The 16,823-nt window shown below is 41.7% G+C and carries 9 protein-coding genes and 1 pseudogene; 7 read left to right on the plus strand and 3 right to left on the minus strand.

The genetic code is table 11. The features are described from left to right. Window positions 1-18: 18 nt before the first annotated feature. Complete coding sequence (locus C4E06_RS17215) at window positions 19-3,519, minus strand: AAA-like domain-containing protein (RefSeq protein ID WP_107669165.1); 3,501 nt, start codon at window positions 3,517-3,519, stop codon at window positions 19-21. 374 nt (window positions 3,520-3,893) lie between these two features. Here C4E06_RS17215 and C4E06_RS17220 point away from each other — a divergent pair, with 374 nt between their 5' ends. Then, a complete protein-coding gene (locus C4E06_RS17220) occupies window positions 3,894-5,129 on the plus strand; it encodes an RNA-guided endonuclease TnpB family protein (RefSeq protein WP_107669166.1) in 1,236 nt (411 codons plus the stop codon). A 106-nt stretch (window positions 5,130-5,235) separates the two neighbouring features. After that, window positions 5,236-7,161 carry a mechanosensitive ion channel family protein gene (locus tag C4E06_RS17225; RefSeq protein ID WP_107669167.1) on the plus strand — a complete coding sequence of 642 codons (1,926 nt, stop codon included), beginning with the start codon at window positions 5,236-5,238 and terminating at the stop codon, window positions 7,159-7,161. A gap of 57 nt (window positions 7,162-7,218) precedes the next feature. Here the strand turns inward: C4E06_RS17225 and C4E06_RS17230 are convergent, their stop codons facing one another. Together C4E06_RS17230 and C4E06_RS17235 are read right to left on the minus strand one after the other, a co-directional pair. Next, window positions 7,219-8,169 carry an aldo/keto reductase gene (locus C4E06_RS17230; protein ID WP_107669168.1) on the minus strand — a complete coding sequence of 317 codons (951 nt, stop codon included), beginning with the start codon at window positions 8,167-8,169 and terminating at the stop codon, window positions 7,219-7,221. 14 nt (window positions 8,170-8,183) lie between these two features. Continuing rightward, complete coding sequence (locus C4E06_RS17235; protein ID WP_107669169.1) at window positions 8,184-8,780, minus strand: heme-binding protein; 597 nt, start codon at window positions 8,778-8,780, stop codon at window positions 8,184-8,186. 366 nt (window positions 8,781-9,146) lie between these two features. Here C4E06_RS17235 and C4E06_RS17240 point away from each other — a divergent pair, with 366 nt between their 5' ends. The 5 genes and pseudogenes from C4E06_RS17240 to C4E06_RS17260 all read left to right on the plus strand — a co-directional run. After that, on the plus strand, window positions 9,147-10,196 hold the full coding sequence (locus tag C4E06_RS17240; RefSeq protein WP_107669170.1) for a leucine-rich repeat domain-containing protein: 1,050 nt from the start codon (window positions 9,147-9,149) through the stop codon (window positions 10,194-10,196). 97 nt (window positions 10,197-10,293) lie between these two features. Continuing rightward, window positions 10,294-11,307, plus strand: a complete 1,014-nt coding sequence (locus C4E06_RS17245; protein WP_107669171.1) for a glycosyltransferase family 2 protein — start codon at window positions 10,294-10,296, stop codon at window positions 11,305-11,307. Window positions 11,308-11,541: 234 nt separating this feature from the next. Beyond that, window positions 11,542-13,294: pseudogene (locus C4E06_RS29240) on the plus strand (iron uptake porin). A gap of 296 nt (window positions 13,295-13,590) precedes the next feature. After that, the gene (locus C4E06_RS17255; RefSeq protein ID WP_107669172.1) at window positions 13,591-15,345 is read left to right on the plus strand and encodes an iron uptake porin; all 1,755 of its coding nucleotides are present in this window, start codon (window positions 13,591-13,593) and stop codon (window positions 15,343-15,345) included. 379 nt (window positions 15,346-15,724) lie between these two features. Beyond that, a partial coding sequence (locus C4E06_RS17260) for an iron uptake porin (RefSeq protein ID WP_157951179.1) occupies window positions 15,725-16,823 on the plus strand: 1,099 nt, incomplete at its 3' end.

Raw genomic sequence — 16,823 nt, forward strand, 5'->3', positions numbered from 1 at the left:
ATTCTGATTGACCTCACCCTAGAGAGTTAAAGATATTTTAGCAGGAAGAAAGCGATCGCACACTTGTTTCTCAGCCTCTTGAACAGTGGCATTATTGTGTAAGTAATCTTTAACCCATTCACATCCTTGTTTGAGTAACGCTTCAGGGTTAGCCTCTAGGGTTAAGTCCCACTGCATCACCGTTCCCTTTAAATCAGAAGAAATCAGTTGTTGACCATTGGCCCGAAACAAAACCCTTCTTACCCCAGACTCATGACCCCCTAGGGTTTGCAGGAGGGTTCCCTCTTTGCTCCAGAGGCGAATCGTGCCATCATTTCCCCCACTGACAATAAATTGACCATCGGGACTAAAACTGACCGAATTGACCGCCGTTTCATGACCCCGTAACGTAGCGATCGCTTCTCCCTGGGTGGTCCAGAGTTTGAGGGTGGCATCTTTACTGGCGGTGACGACCCGTTGACTATCGGGGCTAAAGGCGACCCCTAACACCCCTTCTTGATGGCCTCGTAAGGTATGTAATCGTTTGCCTTGGGGAGTCCACAGTTGAACCGTACCATCATCACTGGCAGTGGCGATCGTTTGACCATTGGGGCTAAATTCCGCTTGTCTGACCCCCTCTTGATGGCCTTGCAAGGTCAGCAGCAGTTCTCCCTTTCGATTCCAGAGTTTAGCGGTTTTATCCCAACTGGCGGTGATCATCCATTGACCATCGGGGCTAAAACGGGCATCCCTAACATCTCCTTGGTGGCCACGGAGGGTAACCAAAGGGTCTCCCTTTCGATTCCAGAGTTTAGCGGTTTTATCCCGACTGGCGGTCACTAATAATTGACCATCGGGACTAAATTCAATACTGCTGAGGTTATCCCCATGACTGCTCAAGGTTGCAACCATATTTCCTTGTAAATCCCAAAGTTTCCCCATGGTATAGCGTCCGGCGGTCCCTAATAATTGACCATCGGCACTGAGACTAATATCGGCTTTAGCGGCATCTTCTTCGAGAAGGAGAGTGGTGGTTTGGGCTGATTTCAAGGCATGATTGAGATTCCAAAGCCGCACCGTTCCATCTTCTCCACTACTGGCCAAAATTTGTCCCGTTTCATTAAAACTCACCCCCCACACCCCATCCGTATGGCCCCGAAGAACATGGAGAAGTTTACCTTGACGATTCCAAAGACGGACGGTTTGATCAAAACCGGCGGTGGCAATGGTTTGACCGTCTCGACTAAACACCGCACTGCCAACGGTCTCTGTATGACCTTCTAAGGTGGCTAATTCTCGGCCCTGAAGATCCCAGAGTTTCGCGGTCTTATCCTTACTCCCTGTCACTAAGGTTTGACCATCGGGGCTAAAATTCACATACATGACCCAATCCTGATGACCTCGGAGGGTAGCCACGACTTCCCCTTGAAGATTCCAAATTTTTGCCGTTCCATCCCGACTGGCCGTGGCAATTAAATCCGCTTTCGGACTATAGTGAATGGCCATCACAGGGGCATGGTGGGTTTTAAAGGAAAGAATCTCTTCCCCCTGTAAATTCCAGAGTTTAATCACCCCATTCCACCCCATGGTTGCCACCCGTTGACTATCGGGACTAAACCCCACACAGGCGACCCAATCATCCTTAAAATCGAGGGTGGCCACTTCGGTTCCATCGGCCACACGCCACAGTTTAGCGGTTTTATCTCGGCTGGCACTCACCAGCCATTGACCATTCGGACTATAATTAACACTCCAGACAGCGTCTTGATGACCGGTGAGGGTATGGCGTAAGGTTCCATCTTTAGCCCAAATTTTTAAGGTTTTATCCCAACTGGCTGTGGCTAGGGTTTGTCCATCGGGACTGTATTTAACCCGTGTCACGATATCTTGATGGCCATTGAAACGGTTTTGTTCTTGTATTCGGTAGAGAGACTGATGTAAAGCTTTTTCTACCCGAATTTTTAGGTCGGTGTCTGCTTGATGCCATCCGATTTCGGCCAGTTTGTTACCGGCTTTGAGGCTTTCTATTAATGCGTTGAGGGTTTGATGGGCTTCAAAGGAGGCTTCTGAGGCTAAGGTCATGGCTTTGACTTCTCCTAAGGCCACCTGTTGTTGTTGTCGGAGGGTTTTCTGGGTCAACCATCCGGCCATTCCTAACAGGGAAAGGGCGACCACAGAGACGATGGATAACCCTAAGAACCCACGACGGATGGTAAGGTTCGCTTTGTGTTGGGCTTGGGTTAGAATTTGGTTGGCTTGTTCGGTAGCCAAGAGAGTCCCTTGAACTTGCTGTTTTTCCTGTTCTTGACTGGCAGCTAAAAAGCGATAATCTTGGTGACTGAGGTTTTTTCCCTTGGCCCAAGTTTGGGCATCCATCAGGGCTTGTCCTCGTAAGAGGTGGGAGGAATCTTGATAGTGAGAATCAACCCAAGCGTTGAGACGTTCTCCGTAGGGACGTAATGTCTGCAATTGCTTTTGAACCCAGTCTAGGTTAAAAATCCCTTGATAAATAGGGTTATAGGGGCGTAAATAACCGGCTTGTTTAACCACTAACCCTGAGAGTAAGAGTTCGATTTGTTCGCGACTATCATCGGCTAGGAGTTGTCCGTCTTCTAACAGTTGTTGGTAAAGTCCTAATAGGGCACTGGCCCGTTGTTGATGACAGAGGAGGCGATCGCGGATGGTCCGAAAATGGGGGGGTTCGTCTTGGGCCATCCAATTGTCAATCATCTGGGTTTGGACAATCTGGGCCACGTGGGAGGTGTCGAGGGGCTTTTCTGTTTGAGAAACCACTAATTGACAGAGTTTTTGGGTGAGAAAGGGTTGTCCTCCTGTCCAACTTAAAATTTCTTTCATCACCCATTTAGGCTGTTTCACGTTGGGGGTTAGCCCTAAGATGAGGGGTTCAACTTCTGTCTCTTGAAACCCTCCCAGTTGAATGGCATGACCAATATTAAATGGGGTTCGGGTTTTGTCGGCAATGAGATCGGAGGGAGTGGCGACTCCTAAAAGGGTGAAGGTGAGATGGTCGTATTCGTCACATGATCGCAGTAGGGCAAAAAAGTCGTCTGTGTTGAAAGGCAAACTGAGGGTGCTATCGATTTCATCGAAGAAGATGACAAGGGGTTTCGCGATGGCTTTGGGGAGTTCTTCTTGTAGTATTTCTGCGAGACGATTGATGGGAGAGAGAAACATTCGCTCTTCGAGCCAACGACGCACTGCAATCTGTTTTGTTAGTCCTAACCCCCGAACTAAACGCATAATAATATCGGCATACCATTGATCGGGGGTACTATTGCGATTACCAATCCCCGATAAATCCACCGTAACACAGGCAAATCCTGCTTGTTGTAAGCGTTGAGTGACTCGCACCCGTAAACTGGATTTCCCTACTTGACGAGAGTTGAGAACATAACAGAAGGTGCCTGCTTTTAGGGCCTGATAGAGTTCTTCGTCGGCACTACGAACCACATAACTGGGGGCGTTGGCCGGTAGCCCTCCTCCTACCTGGTATTGATATAATGAAGTTGAGTCATACATCGCAAAGTTGTCTCCCAATGGCGCAGGGCGAAGGGAATCTTTTAAAGATCCCTCGGTTTACTACTACTTATAGGCGAATTTTCTCCACAAGTCGATGTAGAAAAGTTAAGGACTGTGGTCAAAGCTTGTTTTAGGGGGGTTGAAACAATTAAGGTTTTTTTGGTACTCATCCTTAAGCATTTCACAGTTGATCAATATTTAATTTAGCTGTCCGCCGAGAAGCCCCGCACTTTACCCCAGGTCAGTGTCGGGATGAAAGGCGGGTAAAAAATAAGGGCATCGAACCCTTATTTTTTACAAATAATTATTAACTAGGGAGTTGCATTCTTTCGCTAAATGCTTGACAATTAAACTGTATTTTTCAGATAGCAAAAGTGTTAAACCTTAATTATTGCTACCGAATTTATCCTGATGCTAGTCAAGAAAAAGAACTACTTGACTGGCTAGAAATCTGTCGAGGTGTCTATAATTACGCCTTGAGAGAGAGAAAAGAATGGATAAGTTCTCGCAAGTGTAAGGTTAATGCTTGTAGTCTTCATTCTGAGTATATTATTCCTGCTGACCAACCATTTCCTGACTACTATAAACAGAAAAAAGCTTTAACTCAAGCTAAAAAAGAATACCCCTCGCTTAAACGAGTTCAGTCTCAAGTATTACAAGAGGTTATGGGCCGTCTAGATAAAGCGTTTAACTTTTTCTGGAAAAAAAGCTTTGGCTTTCCAAGGTTTAAAAAATATGGTCAGTACAGGTCAATAAATTTTCCTCAGTTTAAAGATAATCCCATTACAGGATATCAGATAAGACTACCAAAAATAGGGAGTGTAAGGATAAACCTACATAGACCTATCCCTGATGGTTTTATCGTCAAACAAGTTCAAATAGTTAAAAAAGCATCTGGTTGGTATGCTGTTGTTTGTATTCAATCAGACGTAAAAATTCCATCTGTTAAACCACAGGGCAAGTCCTTGGGTATTGATCTAGGACTTGAGAAATTTATCGCTACTTCACAGCAAGAGTTAATAGCTAGACCCAAGTTTTTTATAGAACTTCAAAGCAAGCTTCGATGGCTGCAACGAAGATTATCCAAAAAACAGAAGGGTTCTAAGAATAGAGTGAAGGCTTTACAAAAAGTAGCTAGACTACATGAACACATTTACAACATTCGTAAAAACTTTCATTATCAAGTAGCACATCATCTTTGTGACCAAGCTAATATTATATTTGCAGAAGAGTTAAACTTAAAAGCTATGTCTAGAGGGATGCTATGCAAGCATACTCTAGACGCTGGCTTTGGTAGTTTTCTAGAAATATTAAAGCACGTTGCGCAGGATAGAGATGTTTATTTTGAGAAAGTTGATGCTAATTTCACCAGTCAAACTTGCCCTAATTGTGGGGTAGTTACTGGCAAAAAAGACTTATCTCAACGAGTGCATGAATGTTTTAACTGCGGTTTTATAACCGATAGAGACGTTGCTGCTGCGATGATTGTAGAGCAACGTGGACTTGCAGCCCTCGGACTGGGGGTCAAGCTGCCTGTGGAGGAAGAGGTTATCGGGGATGTCCGTAAAAAAACATCTAGAGCCTCCCGTAGAAACAGGAAAGCCTCATAGTGATGTGGGGAAGCCCGCGCTGTACCAACTGGATCAGCGTCGGGAGGAAGTCACAATAATTAAGGCTAATGGCTTCTGATCTAATCGTTTTATCTTATCTTCATTGATGACAGTTTACTTAATCAATTTAATGATGCACCGATTAAGGAAAATATTGTTTAAAAAAGTTTCTTCTTTGTCTTCCTTACTGTTTAAAATTTTTATTTTTTTTACTGTTAGTTTTTTGATCATAACGACTATTTATCCCATCATTAAAGCACAAACCCCCGTTATTTTTGCTAAGGTTTCTACTTCTTCGCCATCCACTCAAGATTCTAGGTTAAGCCAACTACAACAAAATCCTGAGATTCAAGGGTTAATGAAAAAATTTAATATTAGTGGTCAAGAAGCTCAACAATTACTGGAAAAAAGACAGGACTTATATAAGCTTGGTTTATTTAGTTTATCATCAGGTAAATTAGGAAACATTCAATATCGGGCTGTTAAATTAGATGGTCGGATTGTCTTGCCTGTTGCAGCCAATATTGAGGACAATGGGGAGGCTTTAAAAGTTCGCGTTAAAAGGATTGAAAACACCCTAAATGAAATTGTTAGAAGAAACATTAGTCCTAAGGAAATAGGTGTGTTTCCCTCGATTCTTAATCAGGAAACTGTGTTAGTTATTTCTCCAAAAAGCCGAACACAAGATAGGGAGTCTGACATCAAACAAAGATGGTTATTAATGACTATTACAGCAGCGGATTCTCGACTTTATGGTGTTCCCACTCCCGTCTTAGCAAAAATTGGTTCTCAAGTGGTTGATGAAGCGTTAGAAAAAGCTTGGAGATCACGTCAACCTCAGTCTATTTTACAACAAACTATGATTTCTGTGGGGATTTTAATTGTAATGATTATAGCCAGTTGGTTATTATTAGCGTCACACAAATATTTAGTTCCCCGTCAAAAGCAAAATAAATCTATTTTTTGGAACCGCAAACTCTTATTAGTCGGTCATGCTATTATTTGGTTTCCTGGCATGGGTTTTATTCTTAGAGGGTTTCCTGATTCCTACGAAATTGGCCGTTGGTTATTGGATAATACTGTTACTATTTCTACTTCAATTATTTCTTTTTTATTAATCAGTCGTTTCCTTGATATTATTGTTAAATTTAGTGAATCACAAGAAAAATTAAAAGCAATTCCTATTCGAGTTTTTGTCCAACTTTTTTATATTTTAATTGCTATTTTATTCATTTTAATTATTGTCTCTAAATCCATTAATCAACCCCTAACTAATATTGTGGCTGCGGTGGGTGCAGGGAGTGCAATTTTAATGATTATTTTTAAAGATTCTATCATGGGATTTACTGCCGGGTTACAGTTAGCCGCTAATCGAATGATAGCCCTGGGAGATTGGATTGAAATGCCTAAATATGGGGCTGATGGCTTTATCGATGAAGTGAATTTATTTACGGTTAAAGTGCTAAATTGGGATAATACCATTACTTCTATTCCTACCTATGCGTTAATTTCTGATTCGTTTAAAAATTGGCGCATTATGTTTGAATCTGGGGTTAGAAAAATTCAACGGTCCGTTTATATTGATATAACTTCTATTAGATTTTGTGACCCAGAAATGTTAGAAAGATTTTCTAACATGGATTATATTGGCGACGAAATTAAAGAACAATGTCAACGAATTAAAAAAGATAACTTGTCTCCTCTTGATGAAAAATGGCTCAGTAACATTAGTGTATTTCGCACTTATATGATGGCCTATTTAAAAGCTCATCCTAAAATCAGTCCGGGCCCTTATTTTTTAGTCCGTCAATTACATCCCACTGAACATGGTTTACCCATTGAAGTCTATGTTTATTGTACCGATACTGCCTGGGCGCGGTACGAAGAAGTCCAATCAACTATTTTTGACCATATGTTTTGTATGATTCCTCAGTTTGATTTAAGGGTGTTTCAAAGTCCCTCTAGTTATGATTTTACTACCCTTAGAATGAGTCAGAAATCAGAAGTCAACAACCCAGAGAAAAGGGGTTAGTTGCCTGTTGCCTCTTGCCTCTTGCCTCACCCGAAGGGTGTGAAATAAATCATTAAATTAAGCCCAAATACTTTCCACAGTATAACTACTATTCGGAAGGGCAAAAAAGGAACCGTCGACATAACGATAATTTTGATTTAGAGTTTTGATTTTTTCCATGTCTTCTGTGTCTAAACTAATATTTTGCGCTGCAAAGTTTTCTTTAATTCTCTCAGGAGAAACGGACTTAGGAATAACTACGGTTCCCCTTTCTATTGCCCATTGTATTAAAATTTGTGCGGTGGTTGCTTGGTGTTTCTGGGCTATGTTTTGGATGACTTCATTTTCTAATAAAATCGGTTCATTCTCATTCTTAACAAAATCAGGTCTATCTTTTGAACCGAGAGGAGAATAAGCGGTTAAGGTTATGTCATTTTTTTGGCAGTAAGTGAGTAATTCATCTTGTTGTAAATAGGGATGACATTCTACTTGATTCATAACAGGTTTAATCCGAGAATTGGTTATAATATCCTCTATTTTTTTGATGCTAAAGTTAGAAACACCAATATTTTTAACTAAACCTTCATCAATTGCTTGTTCCATTCCTTGCCATGTTTCTGTTAAAGGAACTTCCGATAAAGACAGTAACCCAGAGGCATCGTCAGGAAAATTTACGTCGGGTTTAAATGCCACTGGCCAATGAATAAGATATAAATCAAGATAATCCAGTTGTAAGTCTTGTAAGGTTTGTTTTAAAGCAGGAACAACATCGGTTTTCTGGTGTCGATTATTCCAGAGTTTAGAGGTGATAAAAATCTCTTCTCGCTTAATAACATTGTCTTGAAAAGATTCCCTTAACCCTTCTCCCACTTCTTTTTCATTACCATAAATAGGCGCACAATCAATCTGTTTATAACCCACATTTAAAGCACACTTAACTGCATTTTTAACTTTTCCTGGTTCTGATTTCCAGGTTCCGAGTCCAAATTGAGGAATGATATTTCCATTATTTAATGTCAAAGTTTTCATAATTTCTAGATAGTTTATTGAGTCACTGGGATTTGAATTTCACTACGTTTTGTAGCATCCGGTTTATAGGGGCCATCATAAAATAACCGGCGAGGTTTTCCTACCATTTGATAAGACGGATTTTCCGATAGCCAATTTTTCAGTTTTTCTATTCCTTCTTGATAGGTTTCATAGGAATAACCTCCCATTAATCCTAAGCTTAACACAGTCATAGAAGGAACATCTTCAACAGTAATATTATCGGCTATTTCTTGAGGATATATATCTGTATTTCGGTAGAGAAATGATACCGTTGCCTCTCCTGTTTTCTCGTTAGTTTTTAGGGTATTGAGAGGATAACGAGTTTCCACCGGTGCCGTCATCGAAATATTATTGCTACTAATATGTTGATACAAAGAAGAAAAAGCTTGACTGCCCGCTTCAGAGAGATTTCCTGAATAATGATAAGTGGCAGCCCGATAAGCCGGATATTGCTTAATTTCTATCTTTCCTGGGGCAGTAGGAGACGGAAAACCTACGGGAAGGGGCGCACTATTGGCCTGATAAATACCAAAAGCAAACCAAGCGATCGCTATCATACCTAATGGTAATAATAAATAAAGAGGTTTCATTGTCAAACAATTAATTCTTATTGATAAACTGTAACATAAAGATAGTGATTTGTGACAGTGTCAAGGGTTAAGTGAATGAACTTCTAAAATTTTTAAACATGAAAGTTATTTAATATTTGAAAGAAATTTAATAAAAATAATTTTTAAAGTCCTTATTCTCAGGTAAATTTCCATATTATTAATGGCATTCAAAATGATAATTATGAGACAATGAATAATTTTAAGTTGTGATCAAGATCAATAAAATTAAGTACCTAGATCACTAAATTATCTAAATCACTTACTTTCAAAATTCCTATGCTATACTGATGAAAATACGGTCAACTTATATTATTTTTATTGCAATTATTTAGGAATATTTACATTATGTCACGGTTTAAACAAGTCATTTTATCTTCTCGGATTATTCAGTTTTTATTTGGTTTATTATTTTTTCTGATCTTAAGCGAAACTTGGCTAAATTATACATCTTTAAACGCAACCACAGCGTTTACAGAATTATGTTTAAATCAAGAACGACTATCGGAAAAAGCACAATATACTTTATCAATTTTATTAGAAAAAGCCAATAATACCGACTGCGAAGTCGCAGCCCGTCACCTAGCAAAATTAGATCAATTAGACTTATCAGCCACTAATATTGAAGATTTAACGCCGTTAGCTTCTTTTCAAAGGCTAACTGAATTATATTTGGCCGATAATCATATATCTGATATTACCCCTTTATCATCCTTGAAAAGAATAGAAAAATTAGAGTTGTCTAATAATAATATCTCCAATATTACGGCATTATCTAATATGAAAGAATTGAAAATACTATGGATGTGGAATAATCAAGTTAGTCATCTTCAACCTCTATCTAACTTAAAAAATATAACTAATCTTTATTTACCCTTTAATAAAATTACAAATATTAAGGCGATCGCTTCATTACGAAACTTAGAAGTTATTATTTTTGACAACAATCAAATTACTGATATTTCTGCCTTGTCTAACCTCAATAAATTAAAAGGAATTTCCTTACTCAAAAATAGCGTGAAAGATATTAGTAGCTTAGAAAATCTTGAAGACTTGAAAATTTTTATTGCTGGTGGTAATCAAATTAATGATCTAACTCCTTTAGGAAACTTATCTAAACTCACTCTATTAATTCTCGATAAAAATCTTGTCAATGATCTGAGTCCTTTATCTAAGCTTTTTAATCTAGAAAAACTTTATTTATCCCATAATAATATTACTGATATTACGCCACTATCTTACTTAAATAAATTATCTAAACTTCAACTTAATAATAATCAAATCAAAGATATTTCCTCCCTTGAATTTTTAACCCAGGCAAATTCCATTGATATTTCTAATAATCCTCTCAATTATTTAAATTGCCCTGTTAAACCTGATTCAATTTGTCAGTTTTAAAACCATTATCTTTCGTAACTTTAAAAAGTAGTCAAAAATCATCAATTGTTTATGATATGCTTAGGATTGAAAATTGAAATAATTGTCTTATAAAATAATGTTTAAATTAGGATTAGTCATCATTGGAAGAAACGAAGGACAACGGTTAGTAAGTTGTTTAAAATCTGTCATTAATGAAACTAAAAACTATGATAACGCTCCTATTATTTATGTTGATTCTGGCTCAACCGATGGTAGTATAGAAACTGCAAAATCCCTAGGGGTGTCAGTTATTTCCCTAGATAGCGATCGCCCGTTTACAGCAGCCAGAGGGCGCAATACCGGATTAGAATGGCTAGTTAAACAGCATCCTGACTTAACCTATGTTCAATTTATGGATGGAGACTGTACTCTGGCCCAGGGGTGGCTAGAAAAGGCCATAGAAAAATTAGACCATAACCCTACCCTAGCGGTGGTTTGCGGTAGGAGACGAGAAAAATTTCCCGAGGCAACGACTTATAACCGTTTAGCAGATATGGAATGGAATACCCCCGTCGGAGAAGCCAACGCTTGTGGGGGTGATGCCTTGATGCGAGTTGAAGCAGTCCAACAAGTGAAGGGATTCAATGATAGCTTAATCTGTGGGGAAGAACCAGAAATGTGCATTCGGTTGCGGGGCAAAGGGTGGAAAATTTGGCGTTTAGACCAAGATATGACCTATCATGACGCAGACATGACTCAGTTTAGTCAATGGTGGTCCCGTATGGTGCGAAGTGGTTGGGCCATTGCTCAGGGAGTGGCCATGTACGGTTTCACCCCTGAAAAGTATATGATCCGTCAGGGTATCAGTAACTGGTTATGGGGGTTCATTTTACCCATCATGGCGTTAGGATTAGCTTGGTGGACTTACGGCTTAAGCCTGATGTTATTGATAGGCTATCCCCTGTTAGGATGGCGTATTTATCGATATCGTTGCACTTGTGGCGATAGTCAGTCCCATAGTCGCTTATATGCCTTCTTCTGTCTGTTAGGCAAATTTCCTCAGATTATTGGTCAAGTCAAGTATGGGTTGAAAAAATTGCAAGGTCAACCGGCAACCTTAATTGAATATAAAAAATCTCAAGTTGGATAAGATCTAGTGCTATCCCCTAGCCCCCTACCCCCCCTGCCCCCCTTTTAAAGGGGGGTGTGGGGGCTAGGGGGCAGGGGGGGTGCAAGACATGAGTCCTGCTATGGTGTAAAATTTTAATCAGGATACAATGACATAGTCATGTTCTGTTAACCAATTAATTAAGATTGGATTGATAGCTCCAATTGTGCCTAGGCAAACAATTGAGCGAACTACTTAGGTGTGAGGAAAGTGAAAATGTGGAAATTATTTTCCCAATGTCTGAAAATGACTTCCGGGGTAGCCGCCCTATCGGTGATCGCAGCCCAAAGTGCGATCGCGGCTCCCGATGACAGTCAAATGAACCCAACCCAAGGGGATGTTATGTCCCCCGAAGAAGCTTTAGGAATTTTACAAAATCGTCCCACTCTCAAAACTCCCTTAAACCGAGACACGAGTAAACAGTTTCGGGATGGAACGACAGATAGTGGAATGTCCCAGGTGACCAGTATTTCTGAGTTACGAGACGTTTCTCCTACCGATTGGGCCTATGAAGCCTTAAGAAGCCTCGTAGAGCGTTACGGGTGCATTGTGGGTTATCCTGACCGAACCTTCAGAGGCAACCGCGCCACCTCCCGTTGGGAATTTGCGGCCGGTTTAAACGCCTGTTTAAACACCATGGAACGGCTTATACAAGAGAATGTCGCTGTTTTACGGGAAGACATCGAAAAATTAAAGCGGTTGGCCCAAGAATTTGAGCAAGAATTAATTGCTTTGGGTGCAAGGGTGAGTAACTTAGAGGAACGAGTGGCCTTCTTAGAAGATCACCAATTTTCTACCACCACTAAATTAAGCGGTGAAGTCCTCTTTACCGTTTCCTCGGCCTCAGGGGAAAGAGCCATTGATTCTCGTCAACGGGATGCCATTTTTAACTTTGGAGAAGACTTACCCGGAGCGACTCGACGCATTGATGATAACGCGACCCTTGGTTTCCGGACTCGACTCAACTTTGACACCAGTTTCACCGGAAACGACCGTTTAAGAACAAGGATTGAAACAGGAAATATAGTCAACTATAGTCCTGCCACAGGAACGGTAATGGCACGGTTGGGACATGATATCTTTCAGGATGCTGATGTTAGCTTCGGAGATGTCTACTATCGTTTTTCCGTGGGTGATTTGACCACCTGGGTGGGAACCAACTCCCTCGACATTGACGATATTTTCGATGTGGGAAACCCTTTCTTAGCCAGTTCGGGGACTGGGGCTTTATCTCGCTTCATCCGTCGTAACCCCTTAGTCTTCCGAGGTCCTGAAGGGATTGGGGTGGTTTCTCCTATAGTATGTTCGATGACTTTGTGGCTGTTCGCGGTTTATACCTCTCAGCTAATGGTAATAGTCCTGATTTAGGAGAAGGTTTATTTAACGGTGAATACAGCGCAGGGGTCAGTTAGGCATCTATCCCGCCGATAACTTAGATTTCACCTTTACTTATCTTCTCTCCTACTTCCCCGAAGGAGACGTAAATACCTCCTCTAGTAACGGTAGCCGAGTGGCCAGTGATCCCTTCTTAGAAGCCCCTACCCTACGAGATAGTTACGGGATTCAAGGGGACTGGCGAATTAATGATATGTTCCACTTGACAGGTTGGGGAGGTTATGCATTAGCTCGCGCCCAAGGGCAAGATGAGAATGGGGTTGATCGCAGTGGCTATGGGGCTGATTTATGGACATGGAGTGCTGCTCTATCCGTGATTGATATCTTCAAAGAAGGGTCAGTCTTTTCCGTCGCCGGCGGTCAATTTGTCACGGCAGAACGCATTGACGCTTTCCCTGGGGATCTCAGAGTTCCCGATAGGGATACCCCCTACATTATCGAAGCTCAATATCAATATCCCCTCAATGATAATATTTTGTTGACTCCTGGTTTCTATGTGGTGATCAACCCTGAAGGAGACGAAGATAACAATAGTATCTGGGTTGGAGCCCTGCGGACAACCTTCAAGTTCTAAATTCTGATTAAAAACTCCTCAAGTGTTGACCTTTCCTACAAATGGGAGGGTTTTTCTTTATCCAATTTTTAACCACTTATTTTATAAAATATTTTATAATATCATTTATTTATTGTTGCAAGCTCCTTCTACGCTCAAGGTGAGCAATGCAACAACCCTCTTACTACCTTATGTCAAGACCAACCGAGTCAAGAAAGCTATAATTTACAGCCCATCGACAAAGCCACGTTTTCTGACATAGATGATTACTCAACACAATCAAACTTATTTCTTTCTTAGGTGTGAGGAAAGTGAAAATGTGGAAATTATTTTCCCAATGTCTGAAAATGACTTCCGGGGTAGCCGCCCTATCGGTGATCGCAGCCCAAAGTGCGATCGCTGCTCCTGAAACTGAGGATATTATTTCTCCCGAAGAAGCCTTAGGCATCTTACAAAATCGTCCTACTCTCAAAACCCCCTTAAACCGAGACACGAGTAAACAGTTTCCGGATGGAACGACAGATAGTGGAATGTCTCAGGTGACCAGTATTTCTGAGTTACGAGACGTTTCTCCTACCGATTGGGCCTATGAAGCCTTAAGAAGCCTCGTAGAGCGTTACGGGTGCATTGTGGGTTATCCTGACCGCACCTTTCGAGGGAACCGCGCCACCTCCCGTTGGGAATTTGCGGCCGGTTTAAACGCCTGTTTAAACACCATGGAACGGCTTATACAAGAGAATGTCGCTGTTTTACGGGAAGACATCGAAAAATTAAAGCGGCTGGCCCAGGAATTTGAGCAAGAATTAATTGCTTTGGGTGCAAGGGTGAGTAACTTAGAGGAACGAGTGGCCTTCTTAGAAGATCACCAATTTTCTACCACCACTAAATTAAACGGGGAAGTCCTGTTTACCCTTTCCTCGGCAGCAGGGGAAAGAGCGCTCGATTCTCGTCAGCGAGATGCCATTTTTAACTTTGGCGCAGACGGACGAGCCGCCACCCGACGGCCCGATGATAATGCAACCTTAGCCTTTCGGACTCGACTCAATTTTGACACCGCATTCTATGGGAAAGACCGTTTAAGGGTTCGTTTTCAATCAGGAACCATTCCCCGATGGGATCGGGCAACCGGAACTACCATGGCCCGCTTAGGACATGATGGGCCTAGCGATGCAGATGTTCAATTCGATGATGTTTTCTATCGCTTCCCCATTGGCAACTTCCGAGGTTTCATCGGAACCAGTGCCATGGATATTGACAACATCTTTGATGTCGGAAACCCATTCCTCCAAGAATCTGGAACAGGTTCTTTGTCTCGCTTTATGCGTTACAATCCTCTGGTATTCCGTGGAAATGAAGGGATTGGTGGAGGCTTTGACTATAGCTTATTCGACAGTAAAGTAGTGGTCAGAGGTCTGTATTTAGCTCCTAATGGAAATAGTCCTGATCTTGGGCAAGGTATGTTCAACGGTAGCTATAGTGCTGGGGGTCAGTTAGGCATTTATGCGGTGGATAACTTCGACTTTACCTTTACCTACGTGAGCACCTTCTATGCAGGAACCGGTGATCCTCAAGGAGACAGTAACCCCAATACCTCCCAAAGTAATGGTAGTCGTGTGGCCAGTAATCCCTTCCTCAATGCACCCACTTTAACCGATAATTACGGGGTTCAAGGAGATTGGCGGATTAATGATATGTTCCACCTAACAGCTTGGGGGGGATATGGTTTAGCCCGCGCTCAAGGAGAAGATAGCAGTGGAAACGATCGCAGTGGGTTTGGGGCTGACTTATGGACTTGGAGTGCTAACCTCTCGGTGGTTGATATCTTTAAAGAAGGGGCTGTCTTTAACATTGGTGGCGGTCAATACGTTACCGCAGAACGCATTGATGCCCGTACAGGAGACTTAAGAGTTCCTGATAAGGATACCCCTTATATCATTCAAGCCCAGTATATGTATCCTCTCAACGACAATATTCTGCTAACCCCTGGTTTCTATGTGGTTATCAATCCTGAAGGGGATGAAGAGAACAATAGTATCTGGGTAGGGGCTTTACGGACAACCTTTAAGTTCTAATCAAACAGTAGGGGTCAACGGCCGTTGACCCCTACTCAAGCGATCGCTGCTAAAACAGTACAAAAAAAGATGCTTGACATCGGTTAGATTTTAAGTTCTTAGATCCTCCTAGAAATGGGAGGATTTTCCGTTTTTATTCTTCTCTTATCCAATTTTTAACCCCTTATTAAAAATAAGCTTCTAAAATGAACTCTGTTTATCGTTTAGAGATTATTCTGTTGACAAGAATTGCATAATCATAACTATCTTGCTATCTTATGTCAATAGGAATCAAGCTAAAAAGGCTATAATCTATAGTCAACCGACAAAATTATCTATTTTGCTGGAGATTGTGACTCAAAACAATCAAGATTACTTCTTAGGTGTGAGGAAAGTGAAAATGTGGAAATTATTTTCCCAATGTCTGAAAATGACTTCCGGGGTAGCCGCCCTATCGGTGATCGCAGCCCAAAGTGCGATCGCGGCTCCCGATAACAGTCAAATGAACCCAACCGAGGCCGATATTGTTTCCCCCGAAGAAGCCTTAGGCATCTTACAAAATCGTCCTACCCTGAAAACTCCCTTAAACCGAGACACGAGTAAACAGTTTCGGGATGGAACGACAGATAGTGGAATGTCCCAGGTGACCAGTATTTCTGAGTTACGAGACGTTTCTCCTACCGATTGGGCCTATGAAGCCTTAAGAAGCCTCGTAGAGCGTTACGGGTGCATTGTGGGTTATCCTGACCGAACCTTCAGAGGGAACCGCGCCACCTCTCGTTGGGAATTTGCGGCCGGTTTAAACGCCTGTTTAAACACCATGGAACGGTTAATACAAGAAAATGTAGCCGTTTTACGGGAAGACATCGAAAAATTAAAGCGGCTGGCCCAAGAATTTGAGCAAGAATTAATTGCTTTGGGTGCAAGGGTAAGTAACTTAGAAGAACGAGTGGCCTTCTTAGAAGATCACCAATTTTCTACCACCACTAAATTAAACGGAGAAGTCCTCTTTACTTTCTCCACCGCAGCCGGTGAAAGAGCCATTGATTCTCGTCAACGGGATGCTATTGATAACTTTGGACGAGCTATGCCCAATGCCACCCGACGACCTGATGATAACGCAACCTTAGCCTTTCGGACTCGACTCAATTTTGACACTGCATTCTACGGAAAAGACCGTTTAAGGGTTCGTTTTCAAGCAGGAACTATTCCCAGGTGGGATCGAGCAACCGGAACCACCATGGCCCGTTTAGGACATGATGCGTCTACGGATGCTGATGTGGAATTCGATGATGTTTACTATCGCTTTCCCATCGGTAAGTTTCGTGGTTGGGTAGGAACCAGTGCCTTAGACATTGATAATATTTTTGATGTGGGTAACCCGTTTATGGCCAGTTCTGGAACGGGTGCGTTATCTCGGTTTATGCGTCGTAACCCCTTAGTATTCCGTGGTCCTGAAGGAATCGGTGCGGGTGCTGAATACAAACTTTGGAACGATT

Source organism: Cyanothece sp. BG0011 (assembly GCF_003013815.1).
In the GTDB taxonomy this organism is placed as follows: domain Bacteria; phylum Cyanobacteriota; class Cyanobacteriia; order Cyanobacteriales; family Microcystaceae; genus Crocosphaera.